This is a genomic window from Bacillus cereus group sp. MYBKT111-2, assembly GCF_051915205.1.
GTDB lineage: Bacteria > Bacillota > Bacilli > Bacillales > Bacillaceae_G > Bacillus_A > Bacillus_A paranthracis.
Window position 1 is genome coordinate 346,215 of sequence record NZ_JBQAEG010000006.1, and the last position, 19,898, is coordinate 366,112.

Sequence of the window (19,898 nt, forward strand, 5' to 3'; positions counted from 1 at the left end):
AAAGAAAGAATGATATAAATGGTGGTGAATGGGTTCGTGGAGGCGTGGATTTTTGAAATAATGCGGGCAGTTGGACGTTTTTTTTTACACCCTGCTGTCTATGTATTTTTAATAAGTAGTATCTTCGTTGGATACTTACGTATGTTACGAGAACGAAAAGATTTTTCTTTTAAAGTTTATGATATTTGGTTTGAACTGCGAACATCTTTATTGGCGGGAGTTAAATACGGATTAATCGTATCTATCATTACGATTGGGCTCGGACTTGTTGTTTCTAAGGCGAGCTTATGGGCCATTTTACTTTGGACGTTACTATTTGGATTAACTGCTATGTATCGATATTTATCAGCGGCTTATACGTTTAGTATCGCGATTGTATGTGTTCTATTATCTTCTAAGCTACCAGTTTCTTTCTTACAGCTTGGAGAAGGTGAAGAGAATACAATCGTATCCCTTGCTATTTTGCTAGGCATCATGCTCGTTGTAGAGGGCTTGTTGATTTCTAAAAATGCAGTAGGATATTCGACGCCGAAGATTAGGAAGGGTAAGCGTGGATTAAAGATTGGTTTACACGAATCAAAGCGTTTATGGATCATTCCTATTTTTATTCTTGTACCAGGTGACGCAGTAACGCAGTTTATTTCATGGTGGCCTGTCGTTTCAATCGGTTCACATACATATTCTCTATTCCTCGTTCCATTTTTAATTGGATTTATGAGAAGGATTAGAAGTTATGAGCCGACGGAAGCTTTATTATTTACAGGAAGACGTGTGTACGGATTAGCAGGACTTGTGCTTGTTTTAGGAATCGCAAGTTATTGGTGGCACGTACTTGCCATTATTGCAATGGGCGTTGCAATGCTTGGACGTTTTACAATTTCCATGCAAGAGAAAATTGCGGATGAAACAAGACCAGCGTACTTCGCTGCACGTAATGATGGACTCGTTGTACTAGATACAATTCCAAATACAATTGGAGCAGAGCTGAATTTACTGCCTGGAGAAATGATTACGAAAGTAAATGGAGTCATTCCAAGAAGTGCTGAGGAATTTTATGATGCACTTCAAACGAAGACGACAGGAGCATTTTGTAAATTAGAAGTATTAGATACAAATGGAGAACTTCGCCTTGCTCAAACGGCATTATACGCTGGTGGACATCACGAATTAGGTATTGTGTTTGTTCAGCAGGAGCATGAGTGGGATTCGGAAGCGATGTAATAGAAGTGAGGGTGTCACCTTGAGGTGACGCCCTTTTTTTGTTGGGTGGGCGGGGGAAGGTAGTTAGTAAATGAAATTTATATCGGCGATTTTCCGAACATATCAGCGCAACTTGAAATATATCGGCGATTTTGAAAATATATCAGCGCAACTGAAATTATATCGGCGATTATTGGAATATATCGACTTTCTGGCAAAAAACGACAATTATCGCAAACCTTATCTTCAGTTTTATAGACGGATAACTTGAATAATTATTTGATAATGGTTATCATTTAGAGAGTCTTTTTAATTTTGGAAAATGGAGGGAAGATATGCTACGTAAATTTTTTTCTTACTATAAACCGTACAAAGGTTTATTTATACTCGACTTTTCTTGCGCAGTTGTCGCAGGGTTATTAGAACTTGGTTTCCCGCTTATCGTAAATCAATTTATTGATAAGTTATTGCCAGGGCAAAACTGGACGCTTATTTTATGGGCTTGTTTTGGGTTACTTGCAGTTTATATGTTAAATGCAGGTTTGCAATACGTTGTTACATATTGGGGACATATGCTTGGTGTTAACATTGAAACAGATATGAGGCAGAAGTTATTTGATCATATTCAAAAGCTATCATTCAGATTTTTTGACAATAATAAAACAGGTCATTTAATTTCGCGTCTTACAAACGATTTAATGGAAATTGGGGAAATTGCTCATCATGGACCAGAGGATTTATTTATCGCTGTTATGACTTTAGTTGGGGCGTTCTCATTTATGATGATGATCAATTGGAAGTTAGCGCTATTAACGTTCTTTGTCATTCCGTTTCTATTATGGTTAGCACTTTACTTTAACAAAAAAATGACAGGTACGTTTAGACGATTATTCTCAGACGTTGCTGATTTCAATGCATGTATCGAGAACAACGTTGGCGGTATCCGCGTTGTACAAGCATTCGGAAATGAAAAATTTGAGAAAGAGCAATTTGCTGTGAACAACGCTCGTTTTCGTACAACGAAATTAATGGCGTATAAAATTATGGCGCTAAATTCGTCAATTAGTTATATGCTTATGCGTCTCGTAACGCTCTTCGTCTTAATATGTGGTACATGGTTTGTTCTGCAAGGTGAATTAACATACGGTGGATTTATCGGATTCGTTCTATTAACGAATATTTTCTTCCGCCCAATTGAAAAAATTAATGCGGTAATCGAAAGCTATCCGAAGGGGATTGCTGGTTTTAAAAGATATGTAGAGCTTCTTGAAACAGAGCCTGATATTGTAGACTCTAAAGATGCAATGGAAGTGATGCATGTACACGGTGATATTCAATATAACAACATCACGTTCGGTTATGAAAATAAAGAACCAATTTTAAATGACATTAGTTTAAAAATACATGCAGGTGAAACAGTTGCATTCGTTGGACCGTCAGGAGCTGGAAAAACGACGTTATGTAGCCTATTACCGCGTTTTTATGAGCAATCATCTGGATCGATTCAAATTGATGGTATTGATACGAAAGATATGACGTTATCTTCACTTCGTAAGCAAATCGGAATCGTGCAGCAAGATGTATTCTTATTCTCAGGAACGATTCGTGAAAATATTGCTTACGGAAATTTAAAGGCGTCAGAAGCTGAAATTTGGCAGGCGGTAAAGAGAGCTCAATTAGAAGATTTAATTTACTCACAACCAGATGGTTTAGATACTGTTATCGGTGAGCGCGGCGTGAAACTTTCAGGCGGACAGAAGCAGCGTTTAGCGATTGCTCGTATGTTCTTGAAAAACCCGCCAATTTTAATACTAGATGAAGCGACTTCCGCACTGGATACAGAAACGGAACTTGCGATTCAAAAATCACTTGCTGAACTATCTGTCGGCCGTACAACATTAGTTATCGCTCATAGACTTGCAACGATTAAAAATGCAGATCGCATCGTCGTTGTAAATAAAGATGGTATTGCAGAACAAGGTTCACATGATGAATTAATTGAGCAAGGCGGAGGATACAGCAGGTTATACGAAGCTCAGTTTAGTTCGTAAATATAATTTCTACTGAATTAGCGCACCATAAGTAAGTGGAAATCTTATATGGGAGGCTATACAGTATGATTGTAACAACAACTTCTACAATTCAAGGGAAAGAAATTATTGATTATGTCGATATCGTGAATGGAGAAGCGATTATGGGGGCGAATATCGTTCGTGACCTTTTTGCTTCTGTCCGTGACGTTGTCGGTGGTCGCTCAGGCGCTTACGAAAGCAAATTGAAAGAAGCACGTGACATCGCAATGGAAGAGATGAAAACTCTCGCAAGACAAAAAAATGCGAATGCCATCGTTGGTATCGATGTGGATTACGAAGTAGTTCGCGAAGGGATGCTAATGGTTGCTGTGAGCGGGACTGCTGTCCGTATCTGAAGTAAAAAGCCGTGCTGATGCACGGCTTTTTGTATGCTATGTCGAAGATTCAATATTTCTTGGGAAATGCGGAAGGTCCCGTCGATATATAGGGAAGACATTAGAGTGCTTCTTTACATTTCCGGATTTGAACTAATAATGTTTCGTATTCTTGTTCGAGAGATGTGATGTCATCGTGATGATTTTGTATGGAAATTCGGCCGATGATTTCTGTTAATTTTGTTTGTAATCGTAACAATTCTTGTTCAGTAACATTTACAGAATCCTCGGTTGTTCTCTTGGTGTATTGCTCGTAATTGCCGTGGAATACTCTAGGTTCACTCTCGTCTACTTGTAGAATATGGTCTGCCACAGAGCGAATAAAGGCACGGTCATGGCTAATGAAAAGTATAGTGCCAGGATATTCTTGTAACATGCTTTCTAATTCTTCTTGCGTTGCTAAGTCTAAATAGTTTGTCGGTTCATCGAGCAGAAGCATATTATAGTTTCCTAAAAATACTTTTGCGAGTGCAACCTTCATTCGCTCACCCCCGCTTAGAACGTGCACAGGCTTATGAACATCTTCACGGCGGAATAGAAGCCTTGCAAGTATTGTGCGAACGAACGATTCTGTATAATTTGTTTCTTCTAGAACATTTTCTAAAATGGTTTTATCTGTTTTTAAAATGGATAGTGTTTGTTCGAAGTATCCAATTTTACAACTCTTTGAGAGCTGAATGCCACGCTCGTTTGCGAGAAGCATGTTGAACAAAGTCGTTTTTCCACTTCCGTTTGCGCCTAAAATAGCAAGCTTTGCACTTGGAGCAATAGTTCCATTCAGATTTTTAAATAGTGTACGATTACCTATTTTCTTTGTCGCTTTATTGAACTGTACTGCCACTTTACTATGAATAGGTGTATGGTATTGCACGTCAAACTGAGCTTGAGAAAGATCCTTTGGCTTTTCCTTCTTTTCTAGTTTTTCGAGACGTGTTTCTAATGCTTTCGCTGCTTTACTAACCTGTTCTTGGCCATGAGCCCCACTTAATTTATAAAGTTTAGATTCAGATGAACTGAACCGTGTTGGGATTTTTGTCATGCTAGAAGCACGTTGCTTTTTTTGTAAAATGGACTGCTCTAAACGATTTTTTTCTTGTACATATTGCTCATATTCTGCTTGTTTTTGTATTCGCTCACGTTCTTTTTGCTTGCGATAGTTTGAATAATTACCTTTATACTCTTGAATCGTACCATCTTCGATTTCGATGATTTTTGTACATATCGCATCTAAAAAGTCACGATCATGTGATATTAAAACAAGTGCCCCTTTATAAGATAAAAGTGCCTTTTCTAATTGTTCTGTACCGGCCATATCTAAGTGGCTTGTTGGTTCATCAGCGAATAAAATGCCTGCATTCTGTTCAAGAGCATGGGCAATCTTTAGACGCATTCGTTCACCGCCGCTCATTGAATTTGAAACGTTTGAAATGCTCCATTTTCCTTTTGCGAGAGAAGAAGTGGTTTCCAGTACTTCCTCGCTAAGCTGAGGAATGATGCTGATAGAACTATGATGAGTTACTATGCCAGTGTCAGCTTCTATTTCTTTACTTAATATTTGTAATAACGTAGATTTACCAGCACCGTTGATTCCAACAATTCCTATGCGATCCTGCGCTTGAATTTCCAGTGATGGTAACGTAAATAGTGTACGATCACCAAAGCTCTTTTCAATATTACGTGCGAATAAAATAGTCATAAAAAAACCTCCCTAGTTTCACTAGAGAGGATAAACGTCGCCCTTGCATGTAAAAATCGTACATAAATAAACGATTTTTCACATGATCGTTTCGAAAGAAAGTATCGACAAATGGACAGACTAATCCTCTGCTAGTTTTCATCATTTTTGTTCACTATTTGTGATGGATGAAATAAATAAGAGAATTAGAACTTCATTGGTCAAAGTACCTTCCTTTCATAATATTACTTTTATTGTATGCGCATACAAATAAGTTTGTCAAACTTATTTCAGCTTGTAATTTTTGAATTCGTTATTATAAATTTGTGCTTTTGCCAGCGCCTTAGCATCATTTTGGATTTCATCTAACCCATTCGCATCCCCAATAATATAACCCTCAAACGATGAACCAACAAAATCAAAGATGTATTGGAACTGGGAGATAAGTGGTAATGCTTTTAGTTTCGGATTATCGCCGCCAACGATAACAACGTACATTTTTTTGCCTTTCATTTTTTCTTTGAAATGAAGAGATGTATCGCGCAAGCTTTGTGACCAGCGATCGACGAAGTTTTTCATATGACCACTCATCCCATACCAATATAATGGTGTAGCAAAGATAATTGTGTCGTGCTCTAACATGCGTTTCGTTAACTGCTCGTAGTCATCATCTACAGGTTGGAATCCTTCAGCATCATGACGCTGGTCTGTAATAGGATAGACTGTGTGATCACGTAAATAAATTTGTTCTGTTTCAATTCCATCAACCATCATATGTGTTAAAGCTTCCGTATTTCCATTTTGTCTTGAACTGCCGTGTATAACAAACATGTAATCATTCCTTTTCTTTTTCTTGTTTTAGGAGTGAAACGTGTTTTTGCAAATTCGTTTGAATATGGGAAAGCAATGAAATTTGCTTTGTTACTTCATTAAGTTTATCTTCATAAAGCGTAAGGATGCTGCTGCACGGATTGTCGTATAAGTGCGGTTCAATTTCAAGGCAGCGCAGCATCCTTGCCGTCTCTTCTAAATTTAAACCAATTTGTAAGTACATTTGAATAAGCTCCACTTTTTCGATGGCACTTTCGTCAAAATCACGATAGCCATTTGCGAGGCGCTTCGAAGGGAGTAATCCCTTTTCTTCGTAATGTCTTAGTGATCTTTCGCTAACGCCAGTTTCTTTTGATAACTCCCCAATTCGCAATGCGTTTCACTCCTTTTACATGTATTGTAAACCTTCACACTAATGTGAAGGTCAATGCTGTTTTTTCGCAAAAGAATTCACATGATTTAAAAACACTTGAATAGCTTTAGACGGAATAAAATATTTGCCGCGCACGATGGAGAATGGACGGATGAGTTGTTCATCTGGAACTTCGACGTGGAATAGTTCTTTTGCCAGTAGCTCTTTCCGTACAGTCCAATCAGAAAGGATAGCGATGCCAAGCCCAGCACTCACCGCTTCCTTCACGCTTTGAATACTGCTGAATGTAAAGGAACGCTTTAGTTTTAAATGGTGTTGATGAATAAAACGGTCACTATAAGCACGTGTACCAGAACCACTTTCTCTTAATACCCATACTTGATCTTGGAGTGTCCTTTCATTTATTTCATTTGTGCGGAGTAGTGGATGGTTTGGCGGGACGACGAGTTTCATTTCATCTTGCATAAACGTTTCAACGTCAACGTCGGCGTATACAACTTGACCTTCTACTAAGCCGATATCAATTTGATTAGAGCGAAGGCTTTGCAAAACGTCTTCTGTATTTGAAATAAGGGTATGAACTTCGACGCGTGGATTTTCATTGGCATAATTAGCGAGTATTTTTGGAAGTAAGTATTCGCCAATTGTAAAACTAGCACCGATGCGAAGCGTTCCTGTTACAACGTTATGTAGTTCATTAATTTCTTGTTTGGCATCTTCGTAAAGAGAGAGCATTTGCTTTGCGTGTATATATAATATGTTTCCGGCCTCGGTCACTTGAACGTGCTTCGGGGATCGCTGAATGAGTGTAGTTCCAAATTCGTTTTCTAAGTTGCGAATGTGCATACTTACGCCAGGCTGTGAAAGATTTAATAATTCTGCTGCACGGGAGAAATGTTTCTGCTCAACGACAGTAACAAAAATTTTTAAAATATCTACGTTCATATAATCGGCTCCTTTCTTTTTCTATCATCTTATCATAAGTATTTCTGATGATAGAGATTTGGTATTGGTATTAAACTTATTATAGAAACTCTCTTATAATGTAAGTAGAAAGAACATGCATGTTCCAATACGATTATTGGAGTGGTTCAAAGTGGAACAGACACTTGTTATACAAAAGAAGAAGCGTTTTGGATTTTCGCAAGGGATTGGGATTACACTATTAATCGCAATTGTGGCGAAATATTTAGCGGAGCTTCCATTTTTAAATATTATGGGACAATTAGTAATTGCTATTCTAATTGGGATGGTTTGGCGTGCGACAATTGGAGTCCCTCATGAAGCAATTGCGGGGACGAACTTTGCGAGTAAGAAGTTGCTGCGCTTTGGGATCATCTTACTTGGAATGCGATTAAATCTTGTTGATATTGCGAAGGCGGGACCGAAAGTATTGGTCATCGCAGCGGTTGTTATTACATTTACGATTTTCGTTGTATACGGACTAACGAAAGTATTTAAAGTAGAGAAGAAGCTTGGAATTTTAACAGCATGCGGAACAGCGATTTGTGGCGCGGCAGCGGTCGTGGCAATTGCGCCGCAAGTGAAAGCAAAAGATGATGAAACGGCAGTTGGGGCTGCAATTATTGCTATTTTAGGTACGATATTTACGCTTATTTATACGTTATTATATCCAGTGCTTGGCTTTTCTCCGTACGGCTACGGTGTATTCTCGGGTGCGACGCTGCATGAAATCGCTCATGTCATAGCAGCTGCGGCGCCAGGAGGAAGTACGGCTGTAGACATCGCAGTTATCGTGAAGTTAACGCGCGTTGCAATGCTTGTACCAGTAGCGATTTTAATTGGATTATGGTTTGGTAAGAGTGAGGGAAGCAAGGAAAAAAGATCATGGCGCGACCTTCCAATTCCGTGGTTCATTTTCGGATTTTTAGCGATGAGTGCGGTGCATTCTCTTGGCGTGATTCCAGAAGTTGTTGCGGGATATATTGTAGTCATCGCTTATATGCTTATCGCAATGGCGATGGCGGGGCTTGGCTTAAATGTAGAGTTTAAAACGTTCCGGAAGTTAGGAAGCAAAGCATTCGTGGCAGGGCTAATTGGCTCGGTTTGCTTATCGGTGCTTGGATATGTTCTTGTATATGCGTTAGGATTTATGTAGTAGAGGAGAGAGCTGTTCCGAAGGTATTTGGGGACAGCTTTTTCTTATGCTTATCTTGCTACGGACGTCAGTAAGTCGATATATTTGAAAAATCGCCGATATAAATTGAATTACTCTTGTACTTTGTTAGAGTGGATGTTCAGTGAAATATTTTCCAGTTATAAGTAAAGATATCTTTACTTATAACTGGAAAATATTTATAATTTAAGTAAAGATATCTTTACTTTTGAAGGTGGAGCCTATGGGTGTAAAAAATAAAATTAAAGAATTAAGAAAGCAACATCATATAACGCAAGTTGAAATGGCAAAGGCGATGCAGGTGACGCGGCAGACAATCGTGGCGATTGAAAACCATCATTACAACCCGAGTCTAGAGTTATCCTTAAAAATTGCCAAATATTTTGGAGTGAAGGTGGAAGAAATATTTACGCTAGAGTAAGGGGAGGAAAAATGAACGATACGAAAAAGCTATTGATCGGTGCGACTTTTGGATTGTTTTTGGGAGACGTTATAGTTCATATTATGAATCCGGCTATACCAATTTTACCGCTCGTATGTAGTAATATTTTAGCGATTGTATTTCTAGTGTTGTATACAAATTACAAAAATCGTAAGTACAGAAAAGAAGAACTTCCAGATATAGATGAACGAGTAAATGAAAATATAAAAAAATATGTAAATATCTCATTTGTATTCGCGTTTCTATTGCTTATTGTTTATATTGTTGCGAGTAAAGCAATAGGCAGGGCTGTTATACCAGTGCAAGAAATATTTCTGATATGTAGTTCCTTATTTGCGGGTAGTCTCATCATAGGAGCCATGATAGGAAAACGAGCATAGCGATAGGAGGAATGAAAGATGCAAGATGAGTTTGAGAGATTTCAGTCGGATAAAGCGTTTAAATATTTAGGAGTATTTTTAGCAATTAGTTTAGCGATATGGAGTTTGTACAATTTAATTGTTGATGGAAATGCTGGTATGCCATTTGTTTTATTTGTACTAGGACAGTGGGTGTATTTTCTTGTGAACTATTGGCCGAAGTGGAAGTATAGAAATCAAAAAGAGGCGGATCATGTATGAGTAAGCAAGATGTTATAAGGTTTATAGGAAGTTTATTTTTAGCGGAGCTTATTTTAAATGCGAGTTTAATAATGTTAAGTATTTCGTGGAGAACTATTTTCATATCGAATGTAGCACTAGTCATTTTATATGGCATTGCGGAATATAGAGAACAGAAGCGTTTGAAAGAAGAGGGAATACCGTCGATTGATGAGCGAGTTGTGAACAAGATGAAGTCATATTTTACGATTAGTATGACAAGCTTCGTTTTCTTGTTCATTATGTATCTTTGTGTAAATAAGTATTTAGACAGGCTAGTAGTACATGTAAATGAGTTATTATATATTGCTATTTTTGGTCTATTAATAAGTATGGCATCGACGAGCGTGTTAGCAACAAGGAATAGATAGAAAAAGGGGAACTGGGATGGGATTACCGGTATTATGTGTCGCTACGGCTATTTTTGCTTTGTTTTGGGGAATGCAGAACTTTTCTCATAATCCAGTGCCGAGTATTTGTATTATGCTTGGTACTGTAGGTTTATCGTATTATTTATTAGTTTCAGCTCATTATCATAAAACAGCAACGAGTGTTGTTGTTGGGGCACTTATTTTATTTTGTGGTCGTGCTGTGCAAAAGGGGTTATTTCCGTAAAGGCTGTTTATACGAAGCGTATAAACAGCCTTTTGTATTTTTTTTACAAAACACTTGAAAGTTACGTAACGTCATCTTTTATAATGAAGGAGAAGAGGTGATGGTAGTGATTTCAATTCAACAATTGACGAGAGAAACAGGGGTTACGGTACGTACATTACGTTATTATGATCAAATAGATTTATTAAAGCCGAGTGGTAAAACAGAGGGTGGACATCGGTTATATAGTGAAGCGGACGTTATTCGTTTGCAACAAATTTTGTTTTTAAAGGAAATGGGATTTTCATTAAAAGAAACTGCGAATATGTTAGTAAAAGGTGAGCTAGATTTAAAAAATTCGCTTGAAAAACAACTTCGGTTTGTACAAGAAGAACAAAAGAAATTTAATCGAATGGAGAGTGTTTTACAAGCAGTTGTTTATTCGGTAGATGTGGAAGGAGAACTTGATTGGAAAGTTATGTTTGAACTGATTCAGCTTTCGAAGCAGTCTTCTCGTATACGTGAAATATTTCAAAATGAAGTGTTTTCAAAGGAAGAACAAAAATTGCTTCATAATTTACCAAACATGAGTAAGGAAGATACGAATGTTTTAGAATGGGTAGATTTATTAAAGCAATTCCGTACTTTTATGAAAGACGGTAAAGAAGTAGCTAGTGATGAGGTACAAGGGGCAACGAAGAAATTAATGCAGAAATGTTTAGAAATGGCTAATGGTGATGAAGCGTTTTTAGATAAGTTATGGGAAGTTAGAAAATCGAAGGAAGATTCACAGAAAATGAGCCTGTATCCGATTGAAGAAGAACTTTTACTATATATGGATGAAGCTTTTCGTATCTATGATGAAAAGGAGAGGGCTAAATGAGTATGCTCGCAGAATATCGTTGGTATTTTTTAATTGGGGCAGAAATTGTATTTTGGTTAGCGGCTATCGGTTTCTTTTTACTCCGTTACGGATTTCGTTTGAAAAAGGCGAGTTTTATTATGGGAATTGTGCTACTCGTAAATGAAGTGTTTATTTTAACTTTAGGGGTAGTGGACTATTATCAAACAGGAAAGTTTTCTAACTTTCAAATCATTACTGTAATCATTTTATTGTATGCAGTCTTCTACGGGAAAAAGGATTTGAAGAAGCTTGATATATTTGCGCAAAAATTAGTTGCGAAATGGCGGAATGAGCCGGCGCCTATTATAGAAGAACAGGTAGAATTAACAGGTATGGCTTATGCGAAGCAGGAAATGAAAAATTGGGTATTGCACCTTAGTTTGTTTGTTGTTGTGCATATTTTCTTTTTCTTTCTGTACGGTCTTGCCCCGGTTGAACAATGGCGTAATTGGTTAGAAACGGGAATTGTTTTAAATAAAGCAGCGAGTCGGGTTAGCCAAGTTTGGGCGATTATACTTTTAGTGGATACAGTTATTTCATTTTCATATGTTCTTTTTCCGAAGAAGGAGAAGGGGAAAGAGAAGCTACTTTCTTAGAGGAAAGTAGCTTTTTTAGTATACCGATAGTTTGTATAGGAGAGGATGACAGTAGGAAAAAGAGCGGATTTTAAATGAAGTGGAATCTTAATCAGTGTGGTGCTTACTGTTTGTTCATGTGGAAGAAGATTTGATAAGGAAGGAAGTGTACTCTCCTTCCTTTTTCTATATATATTGTCGAAAACTTTACCGAATATCTGTTCGTTTTTTTAGGTTTTTTATGGGCATTCGTGGTAAAATAATAATACAGATTTTTATGAGGAGGTCGGATTTTCTTGGAACGTCAATTTGAAATTGTCTCAGCGTATTCCCCACAAGGTGATCAGCCGGTAGCTATAGAGAAGCTTGTAGAGGGAATTAATAGTGGAAAGAAAAAGCAAGTGTTGCTTGGAGCGACAGGAACGGGTAAGACATTTACGATTTCAAATGTCATTAAAGAAGTGCAAAAGCCAACGCTTGTCATGGCTCATAATAAAACGTTAGCAGGACAGTTATATAGTGAGTTGAAAGACTTTTTCCCAAATAATGCAGTTGAATATTTTGTTAGTTATTACGATTATTATCAACCAGAAGCGTATGTGCCGCAAACAGATACGTTTATTGAAAAAGACGCACAGATTAATGATGAAATTGATAAATTGCGTCACTCGGCAACGTCTGCATTATTTGAACGGGATGATGTAATTATCGTTGCGAGTGTTTCGTGTATATATGGTTTAGGTTCTCCAGAAGAATACCGCGAGTTAGTTGTTTCACTTCGAGTTGGTATGGAAAAGGATCGCAATCAATTGCTTCGTGAACTTGTTGATGTGCAGTATGGTCGTAATGATATTGATTTCAAGCGTGGTACATTCCGTGTGCGTGGAGATGTAGTTGAAATCTTCCCGGCATCACTTGACGAGCATTGTATTCGAATTGAGTTTTTTGGCGATGAAATTGATCGTATTCGCGAAGTAAATGCTTTAACGGGGGAAGTATTAGCAGAACGTGATCATGTAGCAATCTTCCCAGCATCTCACTTCGTTACACGTGAAGAAAAGATGAAGGTCGCTATTGAAAATATCGAAAAAGAACTAGAAGAGCGTTTAAAGGAATTAAATGATAACGGCAAGTTGTTAGAAGCGCAGCGTATAGAGCAGCGTACACGTTATGATTTAGAAATGATGCGTGAGATGGGCTTTTGTTCAGGTATTGAAAACTATTCCCGTCATTTAACACTTCGTCCAGCGGGGGCAACGCCGTATACGTTATTAGACTATTTCCCGGAAGATTTCTTAATTGTTATGGATGAGTCGCACGTATCAGTGCCGCAAGTAAGAGCGATGTATAACGGGGACCAAGCGCGTAAGCAAGTACTTGTGGATCATGGATTCCGTCTGCCATCAGCTTTAGATAATAGACCGCTCACTTTTGATGAGTTTGAAGAGAAAACGAATCAAGTTATTTACGTTTCAGCAACGCCAGGACCGTATGAATTAGAGCAGTCGCCAGAAGTAATAGAACAAATTATTCGTCCAACAGGGCTTTTAGATCCGCCAATTGATATACGACCAATTGAAGGGCAAATTGACGATTTATTAGGAGAAATTCAAGATCGCATTGCAAAAAATGAACGTGTATTAATTACGACTTTAACGAAGAAGATGTCAGAGGATTTAACAGACTACTTAAAAGATGTAGGAATTAAGGTGAATTACCTGCATTCTGAAGTGAAAACGTTAGAACGTATTGAAATTATACGAGATCTTCGCCTTGGTAAGTTTGATGTTCTCGTTGGTATTAACTTATTGCGAGAAGGATTAGATATTCCAGAAGTATCCCTTGTAGCGATTTTAGATGCTGATAAGGAAGGATTCTTGCGTTCAGAACGTTCATTAATTCAAACAATTGGCCGTGCAGCACGTAATGAAAACGGCCGCGTTATTATGTACGCAGATCGTATAACGAGATCGATGGGAATTGCGATTGAAGAAACGAAGCGTCGTCGTAGTATACAAGAAGCTTACAATGAAGAGCATGGTATTACGCCGAAAACGATTCAAAAAGGTGTGCGTGATGTAATCCGTGCAACGACAGCTGCTGAAGAGCCGGAAACATATGAAGCAACGCCAGCTAAGAAGATGACGAAAAAAGAGCGTGAAAAGACAATTGCGAAGATGGAAGCAGAAATGAAAGAAGCAGCAAAAGCGTTAGACTTCGAGCGTGCAGCTGAATTAAGAGATTTACTATTAGAATTAAAAGCGGAAGGGTGAAAAGAGTGAGTAAGAGCAAGGATTTTATTGTTGTAAAAGGTGCTAGAGCACATAACTTAAAAAATATTGATGTAACCATTCCGAGAAATCAGCTTGTCGTTGTAACAGGATTGTCTGGTTCAGGGAAATCCTCATTAGCATTTGATACGATTTATGCAGAAGGGCAGCGCAGATACGTAGAATCGTTATCTGCGTATGCACGCCAGTTTTTAGGGCAAATGGATAAGCCGGATGTAGATACGATTGAAGGCTTATCTCCAGCGATTTCAATCGATCAAAAAACGACGAGTCGTAATCCGCGTTCAACTGTCGGAACGGTAACGGAGATCTATGATTATTTACGTTTATTATTTGCGCGAATTGGTACACCGATTTGTCCGAATCATGGCATTGAAATTACGTCACAAACAGTAGAGCAAATGGTAGACCGTGTTCTTGAATATCCTGAGCGTACGAAATTACAAGTGTTAGCTCCTATCGTTTCTGGGCGTAAAGGTGCACATGTGAAAGTGCTTGAAGATATTAAGAAACAAGGATATGTTCGTGTACGTGTTGATGGTGAAATGCTTGATGTTTCTGAAGATATTGCGTTAGATAAAAATAAGAAGCATTCCATTGAAGTTGTAATAGACCGTATTGTTGTAAAAGAAGGAATCGCAAGTCGTCTTGCAGATTCTCTTGAAAGTGCATTAAAGCTTGGCGGGGGCCGCGTGTTAATCGATGTGATGGGAGAAGAGGAACTTCTATTTAGTGAACATCATGCTTGTCCGCATTGTGGTTTTTCAATTGGAGAATTAGAACCGCGTATGTTCTCATTCAATAGTCCGTTCGGTGCATGTCCTTCTTGTGATGGACTTGGCTCAAAGCTAGAGGTAGATTTAGAACTTGTTATTCCAAACTGGGATTTATCATTAAATGAACATGCGATTGCGCCTTGGGAGCCGACAAGTTCACAATATTACCCACAGCTTTTACAATCTGTATGTAATCATTACGGTGTTGATATGGATGTGCCTGTGAAAGATATACCGAAAGATTTATTTGATAAAGTATTGTACGGGAGCGGTGAAGAGAAAGTTTATTTCCGCTATGTAAATGAATTTGGTCAAGTAAAGGAAAATGAGATTTTATTTGAAGGTGTTATTCCAAATATTGAACGTCGTTATCGTGAAACGAGTTCGGATTACGTTCGTGAGCAAATGGAAAAGTATATGGCAGAGCAAGCTTGTCCGAAGTGTAAAGGTGGACGTTTAAAGCCTGAGAGTTTAGCTGTTTTCGTTGGCGGAAAAACGATTGCTGATGTAACGAAATATTCTGTTCAAGAAGTACAGGAATTCTTCTCAAGTGTGGAGCTAACAGAGAAACAACAAAAAATTGCTCATTTAATTTTAAGAGAAATTCAGGAGCGCGTTGGGTTCTTAGTGAACGTCGGTTTAGATTATTTAACGTTAAGTCGTGCCGCAGGAACTTTATCAGGTGGTGAGGCGCAACGTATTCGTTTAGCAACGCAAATTGGTTCTCGTCTTACTGGCGTACTTTACATTCTTGATGAGCCTTCTATCGGTTTGCATCAGCGCGATAACGATCGTCTTATTCGTACATTGCAAGAAATGCGTGATTTAGGTAATACGTTAATTGTCGTTGAGCATGATGAAGATACGATGATGGCAGCTGATTATTTACTTGATATCGGGCCTGGCGCAGGTATTCACGGTGGACAAGTCGTATCAGCAGGTACACCAGCTGAAGTGATGCAAGATGAGAATTCGCTAACAGGGAAGTATTTAAGCGGTAAAGAGTTTATTCCAGTTCCACTTGAAAGACGTAAAGGTGACGGACGAAAAGTGGAAATTGTCGGTGCAAAGGAGAATAACTTAAAGAACGCGAAAATGTCATTCCCGCTTGGTACGTTTGTAGCGGTAACGGGTGTATCTGGTTCTGGTAAAAGTACGATGATTAATGAAGTACTATATAAATCGTTAGCGCAAAAGTTATATAAAGCGAAAGCGAAGCCAGGTACTCATAAAGAGATTAAAGGTCTTGAGCATTTAGATAAAGTAATCGATATAGATCAATCGCCAATCGGTCGTACACCGCGTTCTAACCCTGCGACTTATACAGGTGTATTCGATGATATTCGTGATGTGTTTGCCCAAACGAATGAAGCGAAAGTGCGTGGATATCAAAAAGGACGTTTCAGCTTTAATGTAAAAGGTGGACGTTGTGAAGCATGCCGTGGTGATGGAATTATTAAAATCGAAATGCACTTCTTACCAGACGTATACGTGCCGTGTGAAGTTTGTCATGGTAAACGTTACAACCGTGAAACGTTAGAGGTGAAATATAAAGATAAGAACATTTCTGAAGTGTTAGGGATGACAATTGAAGACGGAGTAGAGTTCTTTGCTAATATCCCAAAAATTAAGCGTAAACTTCAAACACTTGTAGATGTTGGGCTTGGTTATATGAAATTAGGACAACCAGCTACGACGTTATCTGGTGGTGAAGCACAGCGTGTGAAATTAGCTTCTGAATTGCACCGTCGTTCTACAGGACGTACACTATACATTTTAGACGAGCCAACGACTGGTTTACATGCGCATGATATCGCGCGTCTTCTAGAAGTGCTGCAACGTCTTGTTGAGAGCGGTGAGACGGTACTTGTAATTGAACATAATTTAGATGTAATTAAAACAGCAGATTATATCGTTGACCTTGGACCAGAGGGCGGAGACAAAGGTGGACAAATCGTTGCTTCCGGAACGCCAGAGCAAGTAGTGAAAGAAGAGCGTTCGTATACGGGTAAGTATTTAAAAGAGATTTTAAATCGTGATAAAGCAAGAATGAAAGAGAAAATAAAAGAAGTAGAGTTATCGCAATAAGTTTAGTAATAAAAACCGAGTGGAAATGACGCTCGGTTTTTATTGTATAGGGGGAGAAGGTGGAGTTTTTAGATGTGTTGCGAAAGAAAAATATGAAGGTAAGAGAGTTTCGAAATTGGGGTGTATATTTTCGGAAGCGCTGGGAGGATAACTTTGCAAATCATTTAAGTGATGAAGAAAAAGAAGATATTTTTCTTTATGGAGATAAGTATGGATGTGGGTATCTATGGCACATATTTAGTTATGAGAAAAAGAAGTGTTTAGAGGGTAAAGAAGCGGAAAACACGTTTCATAATGAAGGGAAAAAGGAGTGCTACATCTTCTATCAACACTGTGATGATGTACTACTAATAAAAGATGCAAGTTTATTAAGTATGGATGATATGTATAAAGGCGATATTTACATTGTAGATAGAGAGTTCACTTGGACTTTTGTAAAAACGCATGAACATAGATGGTGTGGGCCTTATTTCGCAAAGAAGTGCTAGTAGGTATACAAGCATGAAGAGTAGAATAAGTTGATATAAGTGTCCGTATCATACTTGCGTTTATTGTCTATTAGCGTATGATGAAAGATATATGTTTAAAAGGATGTGTAAGAAAATGAGATGGATTGTATCACTTCTTGTAAATAGCGTTGTGTTAATCGCTGTATCGGGACTTTTAAAAGGGATTGCACCAGACGCGTTTTACGTAGCAAATATACAAACTGCAATTATTGCGAGTATTATTTTGGCTGTTTTAAATGTGTTCGTAAAACCGTTTTTAATTTTAATTACGCTACCAATTACTGTTGTAACTTTCGGTTTCTTCTTAATTGTTATTAATGCGATTACGTTAAAAATAGCAGATTCATTATTAGGAGACGCATTTAATATATCAGGTTTCGGTGTAGCGATCGTTGCGGCAATTTGTATTTCAATTTTTAATATGATTATTGAAAAGGCAATTGTGGAACCTTTATATGAAAAAAAGAGAAAATGACAAAAAGAAAAACATTTCATGATATGTATGAAATGTTTTTTTCTATTTATTAGAAACCGTATTTCTTGTTTCCAGAAAAAAATGGTACAATATCCGATAGAATGGAATTTTACATCAAATGAGACTGAACCCGCAGCGGAGTGGAGGTTTATACATATGCCGAAAGTAAGGACAAAAGATTTAATTGAACAATTTCAATTGGAGTTAATAAGTGGTGAAGAAGGAATTCATCGTCCGATTGATACAAGTGATTTATCACGACCTGGAATTGAAATGGCAGGATTTTTTACATATTATCCAGCTGATCGCGTGCAGCTTCTTGGAAAGACGGAGCTGACGTTCTTTGACACGTTAACGTCAGAGCAAAAACAAGAGAGAATGAAAGCGCTTTGTACTGAGGAGACGCCATGTATTATTGTAACTCGTAATCAAGATGTACCAGATGAGTTGCTGCAAGCATCGCGTGAATCGGGCATGCCTTTATTACGCTCTTCTCAAACGACAACGAGATTATCAAGTCGTTTAACAAATTATTTAGAAGGTAAGTTAGCACCAACAACAGCTGTTCATGGTGTGTTAGTAGATATTTACGGCGTTGGTGTTTTAATTACAGGACAAAGTGGTGTCGGTAAAAGTGAAACAGCTCTTGAGCTTGTAAAACGTGGTCATCGCCTTGTTGCGGATGATAGTGTAGAAATTCGCCAAGAAGATGAAGACATGTTAGTCGGAAGCTCACCAGATTTAATTGAGCATTTATTAGAAATTCGTGGTCTAGGCATTATTAACGTTATGACGTTATTCGGTGCAGGAGCAGTGCGAAATTATAAGCGTATTACACTTGTTATTAATCTTGAAATTTGGGATCAAAAGAAAAATTATGATCGCTTAGGTCTTGATGAAGAGAAGATGAAGATTATTGATACAGAACTTACGAAGATTACACTTCCAGTTCGTCCTGGTCGAAACTTAGCTGTTATTATTGAAGTGGCAGCGATGAACTTCCGTTTAAAACGTATGGGAGTCAATGCAGCACAGCAGTTCTCAGAACGATTAATGAGTGCGATTGAGTTAGGAAATCAGGAGTAAACATTGGAGAGGGAGGTCATACATATGCTGTTAGGTTCTGTACCACAGCTTGATCGCGTAGCTATCCAACTTGGACCGTTTCCTGTTTATTGGTACGGGATTATTATCGGTACAGGTGTGCTATTAGGTCTTTGGCTAGCAACTCGTGAAGGAGAAAGGCTAGGTATTCCAAAAGATACATTTGTTGACCTTGTATTAATTGCAGTACCGATCGCTATTCTATTTGCGAGAATGTACTATGTTATTTTTGAATGGGAATATTACGCGCAAAACCCGAGTCAAATTATTAATATTCGTCAAGGTGGCTTGGCGATTCATGGTGGTTTAATCGGGGCTGTTATTACAGGGATTCTTTTTGCGAAACGCCGCGGGGTTTCATTCTGGAAGTTGGCAGATATTGCTGCGCCAAGTATTTTACTAGGACAAGCAATTGGCCGATGGGGAAACTTTATGAACCAAGAGGCGCATGGTGATGAAGTAACGAGACAGTTTTTAGAAGGTCTTCATTTACCAGATTTCATTATTAATCAAATGTACATTGATGGTGTTTACTATCACCCGACGTTTTTATATGAATCATTATGGAATTTTGCAGGTGTCATTTTATTACTTGCATTAAGAAAAGTGAATTTACGCCGCGGGGAATTATTCTTCACATATTTAATTTGGTATTCAGTAGGACGCTTCTTCGTAGAAGGGTTACGTACAGATAGTTTAATGCTAGGGCCACTTCGTATTGCACAAGTAATGTCAATTGGACTTGTTGTTATTTCTATTATTTTCATTATTGTGAGACGAAAAATGGGGCAAGCTGATAAAAGATATTTAGAAAATTAG

Annotated in this window: 21 protein-coding genes; 17 read left to right on the forward strand and 4 right to left on the reverse strand. The window is 38.1% G+C overall.

Annotation, left to right across the window (positions count from 1 at the left end):
* Positions 1–18: 18 nt before the first annotated feature.
* The 3 genes from ACTFNE_RS19135 to ACTFNE_RS19145 all read left to right on the forward strand — a co-directional run bounded on the left by ACTFNE_RS19135 (position 19) and on the right by ACTFNE_RS19145 (position 3,628).
* Complete coding sequence (locus ACTFNE_RS19135; RefSeq protein ID WP_033671838.1) at positions 19–1,221, forward strand: PDZ domain-containing protein; 1,203 nt, start codon at positions 19–21, stop codon at positions 1,219–1,221.
* Positions 1,222–1,535: 314 nt separating this feature from the next.
* Positions 1,536–3,251 carry an ABC transporter ATP-binding protein gene (locus ACTFNE_RS19140; RefSeq protein ID WP_270705811.1) on the forward strand — a complete coding sequence of 572 codons (1,716 nt, stop codon included), beginning with the start codon at positions 1,536–1,538 and terminating at the stop codon, positions 3,249–3,251.
* A 65-nt stretch (positions 3,252–3,316) separates the two neighbouring features.
* Positions 3,317–3,628: a YbjQ family protein gene (locus ACTFNE_RS19145; protein WP_000637521.1), complete on the forward strand. Its 312-nt coding sequence runs from the start codon at positions 3,317–3,319 to the stop codon at positions 3,626–3,628.
* A 100-nt stretch (positions 3,629–3,728) separates the two neighbouring features.
* On the opposite strand, the gene abc-f is transcribed toward ACTFNE_RS19145, so the two are convergent.
* From abc-f to ACTFNE_RS19165, 4 genes are all read right to left on the reverse strand, one after another.
* Positions 3,729–5,363 carry a ribosomal protection-like ABC-F family protein gene (abc-f, locus tag ACTFNE_RS19150; RefSeq protein ID WP_270705813.1) on the reverse strand — a complete coding sequence of 545 codons (1,635 nt, stop codon included), beginning with the start codon at positions 5,361–5,363 and terminating at the stop codon, positions 3,729–3,731.
* 264 nt (positions 5,364–5,627) lie between these two features.
* Positions 5,628–6,173 (reverse strand): flavodoxin family protein, encoded by a 546-nt coding sequence (locus ACTFNE_RS19155; protein WP_270705815.1) that lies wholly within the window; start codon positions 6,171–6,173, stop codon positions 5,628–5,630.
* Positions 6,174–6,177: 4 nt separating this feature from the next.
* Positions 6,178–6,546, reverse strand: a complete 369-nt coding sequence (locus ACTFNE_RS19160) for a MerR family transcriptional regulator (RefSeq protein WP_270705817.1) — start codon at positions 6,544–6,546, stop codon at positions 6,178–6,180.
* A 51-nt stretch (positions 6,547–6,597) separates the two neighbouring features.
* Entirely contained in the window at positions 6,598–7,491 is an 894-nt protein-coding gene (locus ACTFNE_RS19165; RefSeq protein WP_001100010.1) for a LysR family transcriptional regulator, read from the reverse strand.
* 151 nt (positions 7,492–7,642) lie between these two features.
* Between ACTFNE_RS19165 and ACTFNE_RS19170 the strand changes: the two genes are divergently transcribed.
* From ACTFNE_RS19170 to lgt, 14 genes are all read left to right on the forward strand, one after another.
* On the forward strand, positions 7,643–8,665 hold the full coding sequence (locus ACTFNE_RS19170; RefSeq protein WP_000438463.1) for a YeiH family protein: 1,023 nt from the start codon (positions 7,643–7,645) through the stop codon (positions 8,663–8,665).
* Positions 8,666–8,906: 241 nt separating this feature from the next.
* A complete protein-coding gene (locus ACTFNE_RS19175) occupies positions 8,907–9,104 on the forward strand; it encodes a helix-turn-helix transcriptional regulator (RefSeq protein WP_000538359.1) in 198 nt (65 codons plus the stop codon).
* Positions 9,105–9,115: 11 nt separating this feature from the next.
* Positions 9,116–9,505, forward strand: a complete 390-nt coding sequence (locus ACTFNE_RS19180) for a hypothetical protein (RefSeq protein WP_061185449.1) — start codon at positions 9,116–9,118, stop codon at positions 9,503–9,505.
* An 18-nt stretch (positions 9,506–9,523) separates the two neighbouring features.
* Positions 9,524–9,745, forward strand: a complete 222-nt coding sequence (locus ACTFNE_RS19185) for a hypothetical protein (RefSeq protein ID WP_046198071.1) — start codon at positions 9,524–9,526, stop codon at positions 9,743–9,745.
* Positions 9,742–10,134, forward strand: a complete 393-nt coding sequence (locus ACTFNE_RS19190; RefSeq protein ID WP_046198072.1) for a hypothetical protein — start codon at positions 9,742–9,744, stop codon at positions 10,132–10,134. Before ACTFNE_RS19185 ends, ACTFNE_RS19190 begins: the two co-directional genes overlap by 4 nt.
* A gap of 16 nt (positions 10,135–10,150) precedes the next feature.
* A complete protein-coding gene (locus ACTFNE_RS19195; RefSeq protein ID WP_000524119.1) occupies positions 10,151–10,378 on the forward strand; it encodes a hypothetical protein in 228 nt (75 codons plus the stop codon).
* 100 nt (positions 10,379–10,478) lie between these two features.
* Positions 10,479–11,240: a MerR family transcriptional regulator gene (locus ACTFNE_RS19200; protein ID WP_000260368.1), complete on the forward strand. Its 762-nt coding sequence runs from the start codon at positions 10,479–10,481 to the stop codon at positions 11,238–11,240.
* On the forward strand, positions 11,237–11,857 hold the full coding sequence (locus ACTFNE_RS19205; protein WP_000062167.1) for a hypothetical protein: 621 nt from the start codon (positions 11,237–11,239) through the stop codon (positions 11,855–11,857). Before ACTFNE_RS19200 ends, ACTFNE_RS19205 begins: the two co-directional genes overlap by 4 nt.
* A gap of 275 nt (positions 11,858–12,132) precedes the next feature.
* The gene (gene uvrB / locus ACTFNE_RS19210) at positions 12,133–14,109 is read left to right on the forward strand and encodes an excinuclease ABC subunit B (RefSeq protein WP_000441046.1); all 1,977 of its coding nucleotides are present in this window, start codon (positions 12,133–12,135) and stop codon (positions 14,107–14,109) included.
* A 5-nt stretch (positions 14,110–14,114) separates the two neighbouring features.
* Positions 14,115–16,991: an excinuclease ABC subunit UvrA gene (gene uvrA / locus ACTFNE_RS19215; protein WP_000045569.1), complete on the forward strand. Its 2,877-nt coding sequence runs from the start codon at positions 14,115–14,117 to the stop codon at positions 16,989–16,991.
* 59 nt (positions 16,992–17,050) lie between these two features.
* Complete coding sequence (locus ACTFNE_RS19220) at positions 17,051–17,479, forward strand: DUF4275 family protein (RefSeq protein WP_046198075.1); 429 nt, start codon at positions 17,051–17,053, stop codon at positions 17,477–17,479.
* Between the two features lie 115 nt (positions 17,480–17,594).
* Positions 17,595–17,975: a phage holin family protein gene (locus ACTFNE_RS19225; protein WP_001267308.1), complete on the forward strand. Its 381-nt coding sequence runs from the start codon at positions 17,595–17,597 to the stop codon at positions 17,973–17,975.
* A 156-nt stretch (positions 17,976–18,131) separates the two neighbouring features.
* Entirely contained in the window at positions 18,132–19,061 is a 930-nt protein-coding gene (gene hprK, locus ACTFNE_RS19230) for an HPr(Ser) kinase/phosphatase (protein WP_001127250.1), read from the forward strand.
* A 24-nt stretch (positions 19,062–19,085) separates the two neighbouring features.
* Positions 19,086–19,898, forward strand: a complete 813-nt coding sequence (lgt, locus tag ACTFNE_RS19235; protein ID WP_000924232.1) for a prolipoprotein diacylglyceryl transferase — start codon at positions 19,086–19,088, stop codon at positions 19,896–19,898.